Annotated in this window: 12 protein-coding genes; 9 read left to right on the top strand and 3 right to left on the bottom strand. The window is 59.4% G+C overall.

Annotated features, from left to right (window positions below):
- Positions 1 to 213 precede the first annotated feature (213 nt).
- From uvrA to ACOZ42_RS03335, 3 genes are read left to right on the top strand one after another with little or no spacing between them, the layout of a single operon-like run.
- Positions 214 to 5919 (top strand): excinuclease ABC subunit UvrA, encoded by a 5706-nt coding sequence (gene uvrA, locus ACOZ42_RS03345; protein ID WP_426345542.1) that lies wholly within the window; start codon positions 214 to 216, stop codon positions 5917 to 5919.
- Entirely contained in the window at positions 5892 to 7004 is a 1113-nt protein-coding gene (gene pabB, locus ACOZ42_RS03340; protein WP_003803597.1) for an aminodeoxychorismate synthase component I, read from the top strand. The genes uvrA and pabB overlap by 28 nt, the downstream gene beginning before the upstream one ends.
- 10 nt (positions 7005 to 7014) lie before the next feature.
- Positions 7015 to 7665 carry an aminotransferase class IV gene (locus tag ACOZ42_RS03335; protein WP_003803598.1) on the top strand — a complete coding sequence of 217 codons (651 nt, stop codon included), beginning with the start codon at positions 7015 to 7017 and terminating at the stop codon, positions 7663 to 7665.
- Here the strand turns inward: ACOZ42_RS03335 and ACOZ42_RS03330 are convergent.
- Complete coding sequence (locus ACOZ42_RS03330) at positions 7642 to 8442, bottom strand: tRNA threonylcarbamoyladenosine dehydratase (protein WP_003803599.1); 801 nt, start codon at positions 8440 to 8442, stop codon at positions 7642 to 7644. The genes ACOZ42_RS03335 and ACOZ42_RS03330 overlap by 24 nt on opposite strands.
- 376 nt (positions 8443 to 8818) lie before the next feature.
- Here ACOZ42_RS03330 and ACOZ42_RS03325 point away from each other — a divergent pair, with 376 nt between their 5' ends.
- The 5 genes from ACOZ42_RS03325 (at position 8819) to purU (ending at position 12767) form a co-directional block, all read left to right on the top strand.
- On the top strand, positions 8819 to 9490 hold the full coding sequence (locus ACOZ42_RS03325) for a gamma-glutamylcyclotransferase (protein WP_003803600.1): 672 nt from the start codon (positions 8819 to 8821) through the stop codon (positions 9488 to 9490).
- Between the two features lie 9 nt (positions 9491 to 9499).
- Complete coding sequence (gene pdxH, locus ACOZ42_RS03320) at positions 9500 to 10132, top strand: pyridoxamine 5'-phosphate oxidase (RefSeq protein ID WP_003803601.1); 633 nt, start codon at positions 9500 to 9502, stop codon at positions 10130 to 10132.
- Positions 10133 to 10171: 39 nt separating this feature from the next.
- On the top strand, positions 10172 to 10684 hold the full coding sequence (locus ACOZ42_RS03315; protein WP_003803602.1) for a flavin reductase family protein: 513 nt from the start codon (positions 10172 to 10174) through the stop codon (positions 10682 to 10684).
- An 87-nt stretch (positions 10685 to 10771) separates the two neighbouring features.
- A complete protein-coding gene (locus tag ACOZ42_RS03310) occupies positions 10772 to 11887 on the top strand; it encodes an NAD(P)/FAD-dependent oxidoreductase (RefSeq protein WP_003803603.1) in 1116 nt (371 codons plus the stop codon).
- A 25-nt stretch (positions 11888 to 11912) separates the two neighbouring features.
- Positions 11913 to 12767 carry a formyltetrahydrofolate deformylase gene (gene purU, locus ACOZ42_RS03305; RefSeq protein WP_201024875.1) on the top strand — a complete coding sequence of 285 codons (855 nt, stop codon included), beginning with the start codon at positions 11913 to 11915 and terminating at the stop codon, positions 12765 to 12767.
- Positions 12768 to 13073: 306 nt separating this feature from the next.
- Here purU and ggt read toward each other — a convergent pair whose 3' ends face one another.
- Positions 13074 to 14819: a gamma-glutamyltransferase gene (gene ggt / locus ACOZ42_RS03300; RefSeq protein ID WP_426345541.1), complete on the bottom strand. Its 1746-nt coding sequence runs from the start codon at positions 14817 to 14819 to the stop codon at positions 13074 to 13076.
- Positions 14816 to 15697 (bottom strand): LysR substrate-binding domain-containing protein, encoded by an 882-nt coding sequence (locus ACOZ42_RS03295; RefSeq protein ID WP_003803608.1) that lies wholly within the window; start codon positions 15695 to 15697, stop codon positions 14816 to 14818. Before ACOZ42_RS03295 ends, ggt begins: the two co-directional genes overlap by 4 nt.
- A 290-nt stretch (positions 15698 to 15987) precedes the next feature.
- Between ACOZ42_RS03295 and ACOZ42_RS03290 the strand changes: the two genes are divergently transcribed.
- On the top strand, positions 15988 to 17181 hold the full coding sequence (locus tag ACOZ42_RS03290) for an acyl-CoA dehydrogenase (RefSeq protein WP_003803610.1): 1194 nt from the start codon (positions 15988 to 15990) through the stop codon (positions 17179 to 17181).
- Positions 17182 to 17185 lie beyond the last annotated feature (4 nt).

Here is a 17185-nt window from a genome sequence, read left to right as displayed (position 1 = left end):
TCTTAATGTAAGCCCTGCCGGATGATCCCGACAAAAGCGCAATAGCTAACCAGAAATTCTACCGTAATCCGCGTTAAGATACAAAGGCTAGAGTGTGCATCCCCGGCAACACCCTGCTGACATGTACCGCTCCAACTGGCGCATGAGGCCTGTTTGCCAGGCCTTTCCCCTGCCGCTTCCTTACCCTGCCATCTCCAGAAAGCCGACCCTGCCATGAGCTCAGAAATCCGCATTTTTGGCGCCCGCCAGAACACTCTGAAAAATCTGAATGTACGTATAAAAACGGGCGAGTTACTGGTTATTACAGGCGTATCGGGGTCGGGCAAAAGTTCTTTGGCTTTCGACACCCTGTATGCCGAGGGCCAACGGCGCTACGTGGAAACATTTTCCCCCTATGCGCGCCAGTTTCTGGATCGCATGGACAAGCCCCAGGTCGATCGCATCGAGGGCATTTTGCCCGCCATTGCCATCGATCAGGTGAACCCGGTGCGCAATTCACGCAGCACGGTGGGCACCATGACGGAGCTGAACGATTACATCAAGCTCTTGTATGCCCGCCTGGGCGAGCTGTATTGCCGCCAGTGTGCTCAGCCGGTACGCCGCGACAATGCCGACAGCATCGCCAAGCAAATTCGCAAACTGGCAGCCGACCATGACGACCCTCGTCTGGTTTTGACCTTTGCGGTCAAGGTTCCCGCCAACTTCACGCAAGAAGAAATCGAAACCTTGCTGCATCAGCAGGGTTACACCCGCCTGCATCACGAGGAAACCCATACGGTCACCGCCAGCGGTGATGGCCCCAAGAAAGGCAAGAGTGCCAGAGCCACATCGACTGAACAGAAGCTTCTGTATGTCATTCAGGACCGCTTCCGTGCCAGCACAGTCGAACCTGAGCGTTTCATGGAAGCGATCGAGGCCGCCTTGCGCCATGGTCAGGGCAAACTGACTGTTTATGCCTCCGCCAGCGCAGAAGGTCCCGAGACCGCCTGGCGTTTCAGCCAGGGCCTGCATTGTGCCCAATGCGATATTGAATACAGTACCCCGGTTGCCAGTACCTTCTCGTTCAATTCGCCCTTGGGCGCGTGTGACACCTGCCGCGGTTTTGGTCGGGTGATGGGTATTGATTACGGATTAGTGGTTCCCGACCCCAGCAAAAGTCTGCTGGAAGGCGCGATCCGCCCGTGGCAGACGGCCAGCTACAAAGAATGCCAAGTGGAAATGGAGCGCTATGCACCGGCTGCTGGCGTGCGCCTGTCCGTGCCCTGGAAGGACTTGAGCCAGGAAGAACGCGACTGGGTGATTAATGGCACCCCGGACTGGAAGGGTGGCAATCAAGCCTGGAAAACCCAGTGGTACGGCGCCCAACGTTTCTTTGACTGGCTGGAATCACGCGCCTACAAAATGCATGTGCGTGTGTTGCTGTCCAAATACCGCAGTTACACCACCTGTCCGGCCTGCGCCGGCTCTCGTCTGAAACCCGAAGCCAGCTTGTGGCGTGTGGGCGATCAGGCCGCCCCCGCCGATTCCCGCTACCCACGTTTCATGCCCGTGCATTCCAACTGGCTGCGCGAACAACTGGATGCCATGCCCGGCCTGAGCGTCCCGGACCTGATGCGCCTGCCTATCGAGCACGTGCGCACGTTTTTCGGTGGCCTGCACTTTGGCGACGCACGCGATGCGGCCATCGACCTGCTCTTGAAAGAAACCCTGTCCCGTCTGGATTATCTGTGCGATGTGGGCCTGTCCTATCTATCCCTGGACCGCCAAAGCCGCACCCTGTCTGGCGGTGAAGTACAGCGTATCAACCTGACCACGGCGCTGGGCACCTCGCTGGTGAACACCTTGTTCGTGCTGGACGAGCCGTCGATTGGTCTGCACCCGCGCGACATGCACCGCATTATTGAAGTGATGCACCGTCTGCGCGGCAATGGCAACACGCTGGTTGTGGTCGAGCACGACCCACAAGTGATGGTGGCTGCCGACCGTATTCTGGATATGGGCCCCGGCCCGGGCGAGCGCGGTGGCCAGATTCTGTTTGATGGTTCGCCCCAAGCCTTGCGCGGCGCGGAAACGCTGACAGGCCGCTACCTGAGTGGCGAGCTGAGCATCGAATCGCCCCGCCCCATGCCGGTGGCCGACAATACCCCGCGCCTGCTGCTGGAAGATGTCAGTGCGCACAATCTGCGCCATATCTCCGTGTCCATTCCGCTGGGCCGTCTGGTCTGCGTGACCGGCGTTTCCGGTTCAGGCAAATCCACACTGATCCAGGACGTGCTCTACCCGGCCATCCTGAAACAACAAGGCAAACCGACAGAAGCCCCTGGTTCTTACGGCGCCCTGCTGGGCGCCGAGCAGATTGCCGAAGTGGTGATGGTGGACCAGACACCTATCGGCAAGACGGCACGCTCCAACCCGGCCAGCTATGTGGGCGCTTTTGACCCGATCCGCAAGCTGTTCGCCCAGGCTCCACTGTCCAAAGAACGCAGCTACACGCCGGGTACCTTCAGCTTCAATAGTGGTGATGGCCGCTGCCCGACTTGCGGTGGCACCGGTTTTGAACATATCGAAATGCAGTTCCTGTCCGATGTGTACCTGCGCTGCCCGGATTGCGATGGCAAGCGCTTCCGCCCCGAAGTGCTGGAAGTGCGTATTGAACACTTCGGACGCAGTGCCTCGATTGACGAGGTACTGGACATGACCGTGCATCAGGCCATGGAATTCTTCGAAGGCCTGCGCGACGTGCAAACGGGCCTGGCTCCCTTGGCCGATGTCGGTCTGGACTACCTGAAACTGGGTCAGCCCGTGCCCACGCTCTCGGGCGGTGAAGCACAGCGTCTAAAGCTGGCCGCCTATCTGGCCCAGGCCTCACGCACCCGCCTGAGCCAGGTAAAGGTCGCCAAAAAAGGCAATCTGTTCCTGTTCGACGAACCCACAACCGGCCTGCACTTTGACGACATTGCCCGCCTGATGCGCGCCTTCCGCAAACTGCTGGCCGCCGGTCACAGTCTGTTGATCATCGAGCACAATCTGGACCTGATCCGCGCTGCCGACTGGATTATTGATCTGGGCCCTGAGGGGGGCGAACACGGCGGCCAGTTATTGGGAGCAGGAACACCGGCCGACATCATGGCGCTGGCCCAATCGCACACTGGCCAGGCCCTCAAAGAGTACGAACACGCTATTCTGGGCGCAGGCGCTGCCCTGTTTCAGGAACCCGAGGTAGATTACAAGGCCCGCTCAGGCGGCAGCAACGATGGCCAGATCGCCATTCTGAATGCCCGTGAGCACAATCTGAAAAACATCTCGGTTCACATCCCGCACAACACCTTCACGGTAGTGACAGGGGTGTCCGGTTCTGGCAAATCCACCCTGGCCTTCGACATTTTGTTTAATGAAGGTCAGCGCCGTTATCTGGAATCCCTGAACGCTTACGCACGCGCCATTGTTCAGCCAGCTGGCCAGCCTGATGTCGATGCGATTTATGGCATTCCGCCTACGGTCGCCATTGAACAGCGCACCAGCCGCGGCGGACGCAAGTCCACGGTGGCCACCATGACGGAAATCCACCACTTTCTGCGCTTGCTGTATGTGAAACTGGCCACCCAGTACTGCCCGGACTGCCAAGTCCCGGTCGCACCACAAACGGCCGAGCAGATCGCCGCCCAACTGTTGCGCGACCACAAGGGCGAGCATATTGGTTTACTGGCCCCGCTGGTGACCGCCCGCAAAGGCTATTACACCGACCTGGCCAAATGGGCTCAGGGCAAGGGCTATACTCATTTGCGCGTCGACGGCGAATTCATCCCCGTGACCCCCTGGCCACGCCTGGATCGCTACAGCGAGCACACGCTGGAACTGCCGGTGGCTGATCTGATTGTTGATCCGCGCCACGAGCTACAACTGCGTCAGGCTATCCGCGATGCGCTGGAACTGGGCCACGGCTCCTTTAGCGTGCTGGCCCCTTTGACGCCTTCGGGCAGCCTGTCGCTGGACGAGCGCCGCCAGGGCAAGCCACTGTCCAACGCCCGTCAGCAGCACTTCTCCGTCAAACGGGCCTGCCCCTGCTGCGGTACCAGCTTTCCCGAGCCGGACCCCCGGATGTTCTCCTACAACTCCAAGCACGGCTGGTGCAAGGACTGCTTCGGTACCGGCCTGAAACTGACCGGCTTCGATCAGGATCAAACCGGCGAAGAAAACAGCTGGAACAACGGTTATGAAGGCGAGGCGGTGGAATGCCCGAGCTGCCACGGTCAGCGTCTGAACCCCGTTTCCTTAGCGTTCAAATGGCGCGACCAGTCTATTGCCAAGCTGGCCGGCCTGCCTGTGGATGAGGCACAAACCTTTTTCGGCAACCTGAACCTGAGTGGTCGTGAAGCGGACATTGCCCGCGATATCCTGAACGAGATCCGCAGCCGTCTGGACTTCATGCATGAAGTGGGCCTGGGTTATCTGGCACTGGATCGTGCCGCCCCCACCTTGTCGGGTGGCGAGGCCCAACGTATCCGTCTGGCCGCCCAGTTGGGCTCGAACCTGCAAGGCGTGTGCTATGTGCTGGACGAACCCACCATTGGTCTGCACCCGCGCGACAACCAGATTCTGCTGAACGCCATGGCGCGTCTGGAAGGCAATGGGAATACTTTGGTGGTTGTCGAGCACGATGAGGACACCATACGCCGTGCCCAGCACATTATTGATATGGGCCCCGGTGCCGGTAAACGTGGCGGTGAAGTCATCGCCCAGGGTACGCTGGCAGAAATCGAGGCCAACCCCAATTCGCTGACTGGCCGCTATTTGCGCGAGCCGCTTAAACACCCCATGCAGGCGCGCCGTCCCGTTCAGGCCGATGCGCCCATGCTGACGGTGCACGATGCCAGCCTGCATAACCTGAACAAGGTCCAGGCCGGTATTCCGCTGGGCAAGCTCAGTCTGGTCACCGGTGTCTCGGGTTCCGGTAAATCCACCTTTGCCCGCGATGTGCTGCTGGATAATTTGCAGCGCGTTGTCGGCAGCAAAGAAAAGCCTGTGTGGCAGGGTTGCTCCAGCATCAGCGGCTGGGAAAGCCTGGACCGCGTGCTGGAAGTGGACCAGACCCCGATTGGCAAAACACCCCGCTCCTGCCCGGCCACATACATCGGCTTCTGGGATGAAGTACGCAAACTGTTTGCCAATACCAACGATGCCCGCCTGCGCGGCTGGAGCGCTTCACGCTTCTCCTTTAACACCGGCGATGGTCGCTGCCCCTTGTGCGAAGGCCAGGGCATGCGCACCTTGGAAATGAGCTTCCTGCCGGACGTGAAGGTGCCTTGTGACGCCTGTCACGGCCAGCGCTTCAATCCGGAAACACTGGCGGTGACCTGGCGCGACGTTTCCGCCGGCCAGCTGTTGCAAATGGATGTGGACGAGGCGGTTGAATACTTTGCTGCCCATCCTAAAATATTGCGCCCCCTACAACTGATGCAAAGCGTGGGGCTGGGCTATCTGACTCTGGGTCAGCCCTCCCCCACTCTGTCGGGCGGCGAGGCGCAGCGCGTCAAGCTGGTCAGCGAACTGGTCAAGGCCCGCCTGGACGAAGGCATCACGCGTACAGGACGCGCCTACAAGGCCCCTCACACGCTTTATGTACTGGACGAGCCCAGCGTGGGCCTGTCCATGGCCGATGTGGAAAAGCTGATTGTGGTCTTGCACCGCCTGGTCGATGCAGGCCATACGGTGCTGGTGATTGAACATAATCTGGATTTGATTGCCGAAGCCGATTGGATCGTGGATCTGGGACCCGAGGGAGGTTCAGGCGGCGGCAGACTGGTGGTGCAAGGCACCCCCGATCAGGTCCAGGCCAACCGTGCCTCGCATACCGGCATGGCTCTGGCTCAATTTTTAAAGGAACACGGCGCATGTATGGCCGATTTGAAGACAGACTAAAAGGCTATGCGCTGGAAATGCAGGGCTATGTGGGCCATATCCAGGCCCGTAGCCCTGAAGAGCTAGGTCGTGCTTTTGAACAAATAGAACATGCCCGGCAAGCGGGACACTGGGTGGCTCTGGCCCTGGATTATGAGCTGGCCGAACTGTTCGAGCCGCGTCTGCCCGCCCGTGAACAAACCCAACATGCGCCGCTCAATGCCCTGGTATTCCAAGGCGCCCAGGAAGTCGATTTGTGGGACAGCCAGGTCGTGCCTGAACTGAGCGTCCAGTTGCAGCTCAGCCAGCAGAACTATCGGGATGCGCTCGCCCAGGTCCAGCAAGGCCTGCAAGCCGGGGATTTCTACCAGATCAACTACACCATGCCCCTGCGTATCCAGTCGGAGATGGTCCCACGCGATCTGTATACGGCTCTGGCCACTCGTCACCCTGTCGCCTATGCCGCCTACCTGGAGATCGGGGATCGCCATATTTTGTCGCTCTCGCCCGAACTGTTTCTGGAAAAACGAGGCAATATCGTGCGTACCCGGCCCATGAAAGGCACGCGCCCCCGCGATACGGACCCGGTTCAAGACCAGCAAAACGCCCAGGAACTGCAGCACAGCATTAAGGACCGGGCTGAAAACCTGATGATTGTCGATCTGCTGCGCAACGATCTGGGACAAGTCGCCCGCACCGGCAGCGTACAAACCACCAGCTTGTTCGATGTTGAGCAATACGCCTCGGTCTGGACCATGACCTCCAGCATTCAGGCTGAAGTAGACCCGGACTGCCGCCTGGAAACCTTGCTGCGAGCCCTGTTCCCTTGCGGCTCTATTACGGGCGCCCCCAAGCTGGCCGCCATGCAATGCATACGCAAGCTGGAACCACAGCGCCGTGGCATTTACTGTGGGTCAGTGGGCTACCTCAGCCCCGCAGGCGACCTGTCCCTGAATGTCAGCATCCGCAGCCTGGAGCTGGACATGCACGGCCAGGGCGTCTTTGGGGTGGGCGGAGGGATCGTACTGGACTCAGACCCGGACCAGGAGTGGCTGGAGTGCCTGTGGAAAGCACGGGTCCTGCAAGCCCCTGTAACACTGACTTAAAGGCAGCATCATGAGCCAAAGCAAACCTGAGCTGATAGAAACATTGCGAGTAGACGCTGACGGCCAGATTCCCTTGCTGGAACTGCACCTGGAACGTGTCGCGCGAAGTTGTGCAGAGCTGGGCTACGACTGGGATGCGCAAACCTGGCTGCAAGCCATGCACCAGGCTCTGGGCCAGGCCCCCGCCCATACTCCCTTGCGCTTGCGCATACTCTGGAGTGCGCAGGCCAGCGCCCATGCCCAGGCCCAACCCCTGCCTGCACTGGAGGGGCCCTTGCAGTTGTGCCTGTCCCCCACCCCACTACCCGCACTGGACCCGCTGCTCTCGCACAAGACCACGCATCGGCCCTGGTATCAGGAAGCGAGTGCCCTGCTGGAACAAAACCCCCAGCTTTTTGATGTCATTTTTCTGGACACGCAAAATCGGGTATGCGAGGGCAGCCGCAGCAACATCTATATTCAGGATGAGCAGGGCCTATGGTGGACCCCTCCAGCCCACGGCTGGCTCTTGCCCGGTGTACAACGGCAGGCCCTGCTTAACAGCGGTCTGGCACGTGAAACCGAGATTTCCCTGGACGCCTTGCTCAATGCCCGTGCGATCCGGGTCTCGAACGCCCTGCGCGGCTGGCAGGATGCCTTACTGGTTCAAGATCCGGCTTAAGGCGTAATCGGCCGCAAGCATGCCCATGCTGGCCGTGATGGTCACCCCGGAGCCATAGCCCGCACAGGCCAACCCTTGCAACGCCCCATCCTCAGCCTGAGTCCAGTTTTGCGGCAGGCGGGTTTCCTGCTCGAACCACAGGCAATCCACTCCCATGCGAGGCACGCGCTTCAAGGCCCGTCCCTGTGCATCACTGCCTCGGGCAAAGCCATGCTGTTTGCGCAGAATCTGACGCAGCTTGCCAAGTAGGGCGTCATGGCGCGCCACCGATAAATCTCCCCGGCGCAAGCTCAAGGGATCGGTCTTGCCCCCGGCACCGCCACAACTGAGCAAGGGCACCTTGAGACGACGGGCCTGCAAGATCAGCGCGATCTTGGCACTGGCTTGGTCCGTACAATCAAGAAACACGTCAGGACGCTGCTCCATCAGGCTGGCCGCATTGTCCTCGGTCACGAAATCTTCAATCAACTGCACAACACAGTGCGGGTTGATCTGCCTGATGCGCTGGGCCATGGCGTCAATCTTGGCCATCCCCAAGGTGCTGTCCAATGCAGGCAACTGGCGGTTGATATTGGACTCGGCAATATTGTCCAGGTCGATCAGGGTAATCCGGCCCACCGCAGAACGGGCCAACGCCTCCACGGCCCATGTTCCCACGCCGCCGATGCCGGCCACCATCACATGGGCGGCAGCCAGACGCTCGCGCGCGCCGGCTCCATACAAACGATCCAAACCGCCGAAACGGCGTTCGGCATCCATGTTGTGCTGCTCTGTCATGCCCTCTGTCCATCACTGGCCGTTGCGACCAAACCCGTGCAGAACGCCAGCCTGCAGGCCAGCATGTCTCCACCACAAGGCAGGGGCGCCTGCGGCGCCCCATATCCCTCTTGCCTTGCTCGACCAGGCCATCAACAGCAAGGTCTGCACCAAGGCTAATGGATAATTCTACGTCTAATTTCGCCTGCACAGCCCGTGAAACAGGCCTTATGCCCTGGCGGCTTGACGGGTCCCTGCCAAATAGCAACACTCATATAAGCAAATTAGTATTTTTCCTTAGTTATCAGCGAGAAAGCCCGCTACAGTGGACTGTGCTTGTTCTACAATCGTCATAGGTTTCAAGCATCTGTGATTTTGGCTTTCCCCCTTTTTTGCCGTGAACATCGATTCTATTTCCGCCTCGCCTTCCGCCGTACCCACACCGTGCAGCTTCCGTGTCCTGACCGACGAAGAGCGCAACGCCTCTTTGCGTCAATCCCTGGAAGAGGTGCAGTGGTGTGAAAAGCAGGACCTATGGGTCTATGGCTACGGTTCCCTGATCTGGCGTCCCGATTTTGAGTTCGCCGAACAACGCCAGGCCCTGCTGCGCGGCTATCACCGGGCGCTGTGCCTGTGGTCACGGATCAACCGCGGCACTCCTGAACAACCCGGTTTGGTGTTTGGCCTGGATGTGGGCGGATCGTGCCGGGGCATGGCGTTTCGTATTCCTGCTGAAAGCGTGCCCAAGGTATTCGATGCCCTGTGGCTGCGCGAGATGCCCAGCGGGGCATACATTCCCCGCTGGTTGCGCTGCCGCACCAGCCAGGGCGATATTCGTGCACTGGTCTTTACCATGAATCGCAAGACCGATGCCTACGTTCCCCGCATGCCCGACGAGCAACTGCGACAAGTGGTGTATTCGGCCCAGGGCACCAATGGCCCTTGCATTGAATACGTCATGGAAACCGCCTCGGCGCTGCAACGCTCTAAAATTCTGGATAAACGCCTGCAATCAGTGGTTCAATTGCTACAGAGTCACACTGCACTGCTTAATCCTCAACAAGCCTAAGAGCGCCCCATGTCCCTTGCCGATCTGCGTAACGAGTACGAACGCTTTTCCCTGAGCGAAGATGAACTATGTGCCGATCCTCGCCAGCAATTCCAACGCTGGCTGGATCAGGCCATTGAACTGAAGGAAGTTGAACCCAATGCGATGACCCTGGCCACCGTAGGTGCCGACGGCCGCCCATCGGCGCGTGTGGTCCTGCTTAAAGCTTACGACGAACAAGGGCTGGTGTTTTTCACGAACTACACGTCTCGCAAAGGTACGGAGCTGGACCACAACCCATGGGCCAGCCTGTCCTTTTTCTGGCCCTCCATGCAGCGTCAAGTGCGCTTTGAAGGCCGTATCAGTCGTATCAGCGCGGCCGAATCGGACGAGTATTACCACAGCCGCCCTCTGGGCTCGCGCATTGGCGCCTGGGCCTCGCCACAAAGCCAGCCCATCAGTCGTGCCGAGCTGGATGCACGTGCCAAGCAGTACACTGAAAGCTTAGGTGAACATCCCGCCCGCCCTGAACACTGGGGTGGCTTCCGACTGACTCCAGACCACGTCGAATTCTGGCAGGGCCGCGCCTCGCGCCTGCACGACAGGCTGGTGTTCGACCGCAAGGACCCATCTGATTGGCAGGTGAGCCGACTGGCTCCGTAATGTACCCTTTGGGGGTGCCCTCCCGTCAGACTCGATGCAATGACTGTTTTTTCTTCTACTTTCGATAGTGATTTCTTTCGTTCGGCACTCGGCCGTTTCGCCACAGGCGTGACGGTCGTGACCGGCGCCAACAAAGACGTTCCAGGCCAGGCCGTTGGCCTGACCGTCAGTTCTTTCAACTCCGTCTCTCTGAACCCGCCTCTGGTCTTGTGGTCATTGGCCAAACGTTCTCAATCCCTGCCGCATTTTGTGCAGGGTGACGGTTACGTGATTCACGTTTTGGGGGCCAGTCAGCTAGCGCTGGCCAAGCGATTTGCCTGGGGAGAGCACGCTGAGCGCTTTCGGGATCACCCGCTCAAACGCTCACCGCGAGGTTTGCCCATGCTGGACGACGATCGTTGCAGCGCTTGGTTCGAATGCAAGCCCTATGCCGTCCATGAGGCCGGCGACCACCTGATCTTTATCGGTGAAGTTACCCACTGCGAGCGCAGCGCTCACCAGCCCCTGATCTACCATGCGGGCGACTTTGATCTGACCCCGTCCCTGGCGTGATGGGCTGTTGCAAAACGCGCCTGCCCGCCGCTTCAGGGCGGGAGTACACTACGCCTTTTGCTCTACTACGCCAATAAGGTATTAATCATGCCAAACGATGTCGACTGCATAGTGCTGGGAGCGGGTGTCGTGGGTTTGGCCTGCGCCCGGCAAATGGCCCGGCAAGGCATGGAGGTTTTGCTGATCGAGCAAACCGCCAGTATCGGCAACGGCGTCAGTTCGCGTAATTCGGAAGTCATACACGCGGGCATTTACTACACCCCGGGCAGCCTGAAGGCCCGGCTGTGTGTCGAAGGCAAAGACATGCTGTATGACTATTGCCGGGATCACCATATCGATCACCAACGCTGTGGCAAGCTGATTGTGGCGGGCAGCGCTGAACAGGAAGCCGACTTGCGCAAACTGCAGGCCCAGGCAAGCGCCTGTGGCGTAAACGACTTGCAGTGGCTGGATGCCGCCCAGGCCAAGGCGCTGGAGCCTGCCCTGAGCTGCAGCGCCGCCCTCTTATCGCCCTCGACCGGCATTGTAGACACCCATGCCCTCATGCTGTCACTGCAAGGCGATGCAGAGAACCACGGCGCACAATTGGTGTTCAATACCCCCTTTATCCGTGCGCAGGTCCTGCCCGGCCAAGGTTTTGAGGTTCACGTGGGCGGGGCTGAGCCCTTCAGCCTGACCACCACACACCTGATCAATGCGGCCGGACTAGGCGCGGTAATGGCAGCACGACATATCGAGGGGCTGGACCCCAGCCATATTCCCCAGGCCTATCTGTGCAAGGGCAGCTATTTTTCATTGGCGGGCCGCTCCCCCTTCAAGCACCTGATCTACCCCATGCCCAATAAAGCCGGACTGGGTGTGCATCTGACCCTGGATCTGGCTGGACAGGCCCGCTTTGGCCCTGACACAGAGTGGGTGCAGGACGAAAACTACGACCTGGACCCGCAACGCGGTCAATCCTTTTATGCCGCCGTGCGCGAATACTGGCCCGCTTTGCCCGATAACAGCCTGAACCCCGCCTACAGCGGTATTCGGCCTAAAATTGTGCCTGCAGGCCACGCGGCCGCCGACTTCGTTTTTTCGGGACCTGCCACCCACGGCATCCCGGGTTTGCTGAATTTGTTCGGCATCGAATCACCCGGCCTGACCGCGTGTTTAGCGATTGCACAACACGGCCAGCACGTTCTGGCCCAGGCAGCTTAAAAACTTTTCTGAAATCTTTACAATACTGTCGATGAACGATTACATCTTGACCCTATCCTGCCCGGATCGCACCGGCATTGTCCACAGCGTATCGGGCTGGCTGCTTGAGCAAAACGGCAACATTCTTGAAGCACAGCAGTTTGGCGATGCCGCCACCAACCGCTTTTTCCTGCGCATCCAGTTTTCCCTGCCTGAAACACAGGACGTCAGCGCCCTGCAAGCCAGCTTTGCCCCCATTGCTGAAAGATTCAGCATGGACGCCAATATTTACGACGCCCAGCGCAAAGCCCGCCTGCTGATTCTGGTCAGCCGCCAGGGCCACTGCCTGAACGATCTGCTGTTTCGCGCCCACAGCGGCCAGTTGCCTGTGGAAATCGCGGCTGTGGCCTCCAACCACACGGACCACGCCGGTCTGGCTTCCTCGTACGGCATTCCTTTCCATCACCTGCCGGTGACACCGGAAACCCGCCCACAACAAGAGCAGCAGATCATCGATCTGGCTCGTGATCTGAAAATTGATCTGGTCGTACTGGCCCGCTATATGCAGATTCTGTCCACCAATCTGTGTCAGTCCCTGTCAGGCCGCGCAATCAATATTCACCACAGCTTCCTGCCCAGCTTCAAGGGCGCACGTCCTTATCACCAGGCCCATGCCCGTGGTGTGAAAATTATCGGCGCCACTGCCCACTACGTGACTGCAGATCTGGATGAAGGCCCGATCATTGAGCAGGACGTGGAACATGTAACCCACGCTGTCAGCCCAGCCGAACTGACCCAGATCGGTAGCGATGTGGAGTCTCTGGTTCTGGCCCGTGCCGTGCGCGCCCATGTGGAGCACCGGATTTTGTTGAACGATCAGCGCACCGTCGTGTTCCGCTAAGCCGCACGATCAAGCCTGCCAGAAACCTTATAAAAAGCCCTCAATGCGTGGATCTCTATCCACCGCATTGAGGGCTTTTTTAATGACCAGCCGATTGGCTTCAGAGGGCAAAGCCTGAGAATTGCTCGCTTCCTGTCAATGAGTCCTGTGGACCGTTGCTAACAACAGACCGTTCGCTGTGCCAGTCTCTTTGCCAGAACACCACCGGCCTGTCGCCAAGACGGACGGCAGCCCCAAATGCATCATGAGCCATGCCTCGCCCGGTTCCTCGCAGATTGACCTCGGACCAAGCACCGCCACGCTGGTCTACTGCCCTAACGCCAATCCTTCCCGCCGAGGGTCTACCCCCGCTTCCAGCCCTTCCTGGGTCCAGCGTATGACATGCGTACCGCTGGGAAAAGGCTGCTCGCGTACCTCGTGCCCCATCGCCCTTAATGCCTGCGACTGTTCCGTCACCGCAGTGCCGGCCTCCAGCTCTGTCGCCCAATTGCGGCTGCCATAGTGCGGCAGGCTGACGGCTTCTTGAGCATCCAAGTTCCACATCAGCATGCCCGTCAGGGCCTGGGCTACATAGGGAATAATGGCGCTGCCGCCGGGAGAACCCAGCGCGATCACAGGACGCCCATCCTGCATCACCATCATCGGAGCCATCGAACTGCGCGGGCGCTTGCCCGGTTCAACCCGATTAACAGACAAACGGGCCATCTCGTCTTTGGGGTTCAAGGCAAAGTCTGTCAGCTGATTATTCAGCAAGAAGCCACGAACCATGATCTTGCTGCCAAAGGCCGACTCCACCGAGGTGGTCATGGAAACCACCTGCCCCTTGGCGTCCGCCACCGACAGATGCGTGGTGGAGGGCAACTCGGGCGTGTTGTCAGTGGCGGCTTGTGCGTCAGCCAAAGGCTTGCCCGGCTGGGCATGACCCATGGATCGGCCTGGCTGAATCAAGGCGGCACGGGATTTCAAATACGCCGGTGCCAGCAAAGCCTGCTGTGGCACAGACACAAATGCCGGATCAGCAACCCAGGCATCCCGATCTGCAAAGGCCAGACGCCCTGCTTCAGAGAAATAATGAATCGCTTCCACAGATTGCGGCTTCACATCAGCAATAGGCGTGTGCTGCAAGATACCCAGCATCTGCATCACACTGATCGCCCCTGAACTGGGCGGTGCCATGCCACAGAGCGCCACCTGCTGCCAGTCCATACAGAGGGGCTCACGTCGCAGCGCCCGGTATTGCGTCAAATCGGACACCGTCAAGTCGCCCGCAATCGGGTCGGCGGCAACAGCAGCCACCATATCCTGGGCAAGTTCCCCTTGATAGAAAGCCTGTGCGCCCTGGCTGGCCAACAAGCGCAGCACCTGTGCATACTCCTTGTTCCGAAGACGGTGGCCAACCGGCCATGGTCTTCCCTGTCCGTCCAGAAAATAGGCACGCGCAGCCGCCTTGTCGGCCAGCTCGGGGTTGTCGGCAATCAAGGTGTGCAAGCGGGGGCTGACCTCAAAGCCATCTTCGGCCAGCTCAATGGCCGGTTCAAACAGGGAGGCCCAGGGCAGGACGCCACCGTCCTTATGCATCAGCTCCAGGGCGCGCAACAAACCCGGCACCCCTACGGAACGTCCGCTATTGACTGCCTGCTTGAAAGACAGGGTTTGACCGTTCAGCTCAAAACGGTCCGGAGGGCTGGCGGCAGGCACGGTTTCGCGCCCGTCGTAACTCGTCAAACCCGACTCTGGCTGAAACAGCAAAACAAAGCCACCCCCACCAATACCGGACGACTGGGGTTCCACCAACCCCAAGACCAGTTGAGCGGCAATAGCCGCATCCACCGCACTGCCTCCCTGATCCAGCATACGTAAACCAGCCCGGCTTGCCAAAGGATGCGCCGTCACCACCATGCTTTTCTGAGTGACCAGCCTGTCACGTTGCATGACATTGCTGGCGGCTTCCGGATTCGCATGCTGACTCGCGGTTTGACTGGCCTGCGCGGGCAAGGCCAGCGACAAAGCTACAAGCGCCGACAGCAGTGCCGGCTTCCAATACACGCTCATGGATTCTCCTTTTCCTGATCCAGCAACCATTGCTCCAGCAACAGCACCGCTTCACTGGGTTGATTGGCGGTCGGATAACTAAAAAAATATGCCTCGCTCACGGGCATGGCATGGGGGAATGGCATGAGCAATTCGCCCTGCTCCAGCGCGGTCTGGATCAGAAAGCGTGGCATCAGCGCCATCCCCATCCCAGCCTGCACGGCAGCCAGAAGCAGGCTGAACAGCTCGTAGCGCGGTCCCGAACTGACACGCAGATCAGGCTCCAGACCCGCAGACCGATACCAGTGTAACCAGCTATCCGGACGCGTCGACATATGCAGGTGGACCAACTTTTGCCAGCTCCCGTCGACTGCAAGATGAGGTGAGCAGACCGGCACGAGCTCGCCTTCATCAAACAGTTTGATGCCTTCGGTTTGCGGCCAGAGCTGCCGCCCATGATAGATAGCAGCATCAAAGGGGTGGTCCCCGAACTGAAACGGTGTGGTACGAACCGACAGGCTGACCGTGATATCGGGGTAGCACTGGGCGAAACGGGCCAGACGCGGCATCAGCCAGACGGTGGACAAGGTCGGCAGCACAGCCAGATGAATGTTGCGGCCTACACCGGCCCGCGCAATCAGACTGAATGTGTCTTTACCGATCTGCTCCAGATGATGGCGAATGCGCGCCGCATAATCGCGCCCTGCCGCCGTCAAGACCAAACGCCGCCGCACCCGCGTCAACAAGGTGACACCCAGACGCTGCTCCAGGCCGCTCACCTGCCGATACACAGCGCTATGCGTCAAGGACAGTTCTTCCGCGGCACGGGAAAAGGTTCCCAGGCGTGCAGTGGCCTCAAAGGCCTGTAAGGCACCCAAGCTGGGCACACCTTGTCTCATTTGCTCCCCCTCTTTTCCTGACTGGCTACCTATCCTGCGGCGACATCGTTACGCCAGCACACGACATTGTGCAATTTTATCAATTGCCTTGTGCGCTTTATGCACACTATGCTGAGACTTTACAGGAATATCGTCGGCCCCTTGCCTTCTGAGAGCACAACAATGTGCACACCACGACTCCTCGTGGCTGCGGTCAGCGATGTTCAAACCGCTCTTTTTGTTTCTCAGACCGATGGCGGCCTTTCTGGCACCACCTGATTGACCCAATTTGCTTTTCCCGGAGTACCTCTATGTCTGCCAACCCCTCTTTCCATTGGGACGACCCCCTGCTGCTGAACCAGCAGTTGAGCGATGAAGAACGTATGGTGCGCGATGCGGCCCATGCTTACGCACAGGAGAAACTGCTGCCGCGCGTGTTGGAGGCCTTCCGCCACGAGCAGACTGACCCGGCCATCTTTGCCGAGATGGGGTCGCTGGGCCTGCTGGGTGCCACCATTCCGGATACCTATGGTGGCGCGGGGCTGAACTATGTCAGCTATGGCCTGATTGCCCGCGAAGTAGAGCGGGTGGACTCGGGCTACCGATCCATGATGAGCGTGCAGTCCTCCTTGGTCATGGTGCCGATTTTTGAATTTGGCAGCGAGGAGCAGAAACAGAAATATCTGCCCAGACTGGCCAGCGGTGAATGGATCGGTTGCTTTGGGCTGACCGAGCCCAATCATGGCTCGGACCCTGGAGCCATGGAAAGTCGCGCCCTCAAAGTGGACGGCGGCTATCGCCTGAGCGGCAGCAAAACCTGGATTACCAACTCCCCGATTGCCGATGTGCTGGTGGTCTGGGCCAAAGTCGTGGGCGGTGAAGACGACGGCAAGATCCGCGGCTTCATTCTGGAAAAAGGCATGAAAGGCCTGTCCACGCCCGCCATTCACGGCAAGGTAGGTTTACGCGCTTCACTGACCGGCGAGATTGTCATGGCCGATGTGGAAATCTCCGACAGCCAGATGCTGCCTCATGTTTCAGGCTTGCGCGGTCCCTTCACCTGCCTGAACTCGGCGCGCTACGGAATTGCCTGGGGCGCTCTGGGCGCCGCCGAATCCTGCTGGCATACCGCTCGTCAGTACACCTTGGACCGCAAGCAGTTTGGCCGTCCACTGGCTGCCAATCAACTGATACAGAAAAAGCTGGCCGATATGCAAACCGAGATCACTCTCGCACTGCAAGGCTGCCTGCGTCTGGGTCGAATGAAAGACGAAGGCACGGCAGCAGTCGAGATCACCTCCATCATGAAGCGCAACTCCTGCGGCAAGGCGCTGGACATCGCTCGTCTGGCACGCGACATGCTGGGCGGCAACGGCATCTCCGACGAGTTCGGCATCGCCCGCCATCTGGTCAATCTGGAGGTCGTCAATACCTACGAAGGCACGCACGACGTGCACGCCCTGATACTGGGTCGCGCACAAACCGGAATTCAGGCTTTCTTTTAAACCG

This window comes from Alcaligenes sp. HNGD-HTN06 (assembly GCF_049932565.1).
Lineage (GTDB): Bacteria > Pseudomonadota > Gammaproteobacteria > Burkholderiales > Burkholderiaceae_B > Alcaligenes > Alcaligenes ammonioxydans.
This window is presented reverse-complemented; position numbering and strand designations above follow the sequence as displayed.

What these genes read in the sequence shown, in the direction of transcription:
- ACOZ42_RS03315 (WP_003803602.1), top strand. Translation starts at nt 10,172, where the DNA reads ATGACTGTTTTTTCTTCTACTTTCGATAGTGATTTCTTTCGTTCGGCA.
- uvrA (WP_426345542.1), top strand. Translation starts at nt 214, where the DNA reads ATGAGCTCAGAAATCCGCATTTTTGGCGCCCGCCAGAACACTCTGAAA.
- ACOZ42_RS03295 (WP_003803608.1), bottom strand. Translation starts at nt 15,697, where the DNA reads ATGAGACAAGGTGTGCCCAGCTTGGGTGCCTTACAGGCCTTTGAGGCC.
- ACOZ42_RS03330 (WP_003803599.1), bottom strand. Translation starts at nt 8,442, where the DNA reads ATGACAGAGCAGCACAACATGGATGCCGAACGCCGTTTCGGCGGTTTG.
- ACOZ42_RS03310 (WP_003803603.1), top strand. Translation starts at nt 10,772, where the DNA reads ATGCCAAACGATGTCGACTGCATAGTGCTGGGAGCGGGTGTCGTGGGT.
- ACOZ42_RS03335 (WP_003803598.1), top strand. Translation starts at nt 7,015, where the DNA reads ATGAGCCAAAGCAAACCTGAGCTGATAGAAACATTGCGAGTAGACGCT.
- ggt (WP_426345541.1), bottom strand. Translation starts at nt 14,819, where the DNA reads ATGAGCGTGTATTGGAAGCCGGCACTGCTGTCGGCGCTTGTAGCTTTG.
- pabB (WP_003803597.1), top strand. Translation starts at nt 5,892, where the DNA reads ATGTATGGCCGATTTGAAGACAGACTAAAAGGCTATGCGCTGGAAATG.
- pdxH (WP_003803601.1), top strand. Translation starts at nt 9,500, where the DNA reads ATGTCCCTTGCCGATCTGCGTAACGAGTACGAACGCTTTTCCCTGAGC.
- ACOZ42_RS03290 (WP_003803610.1), top strand. Translation starts at nt 15,988, where the DNA reads ATGTCTGCCAACCCCTCTTTCCATTGGGACGACCCCCTGCTGCTGAAC.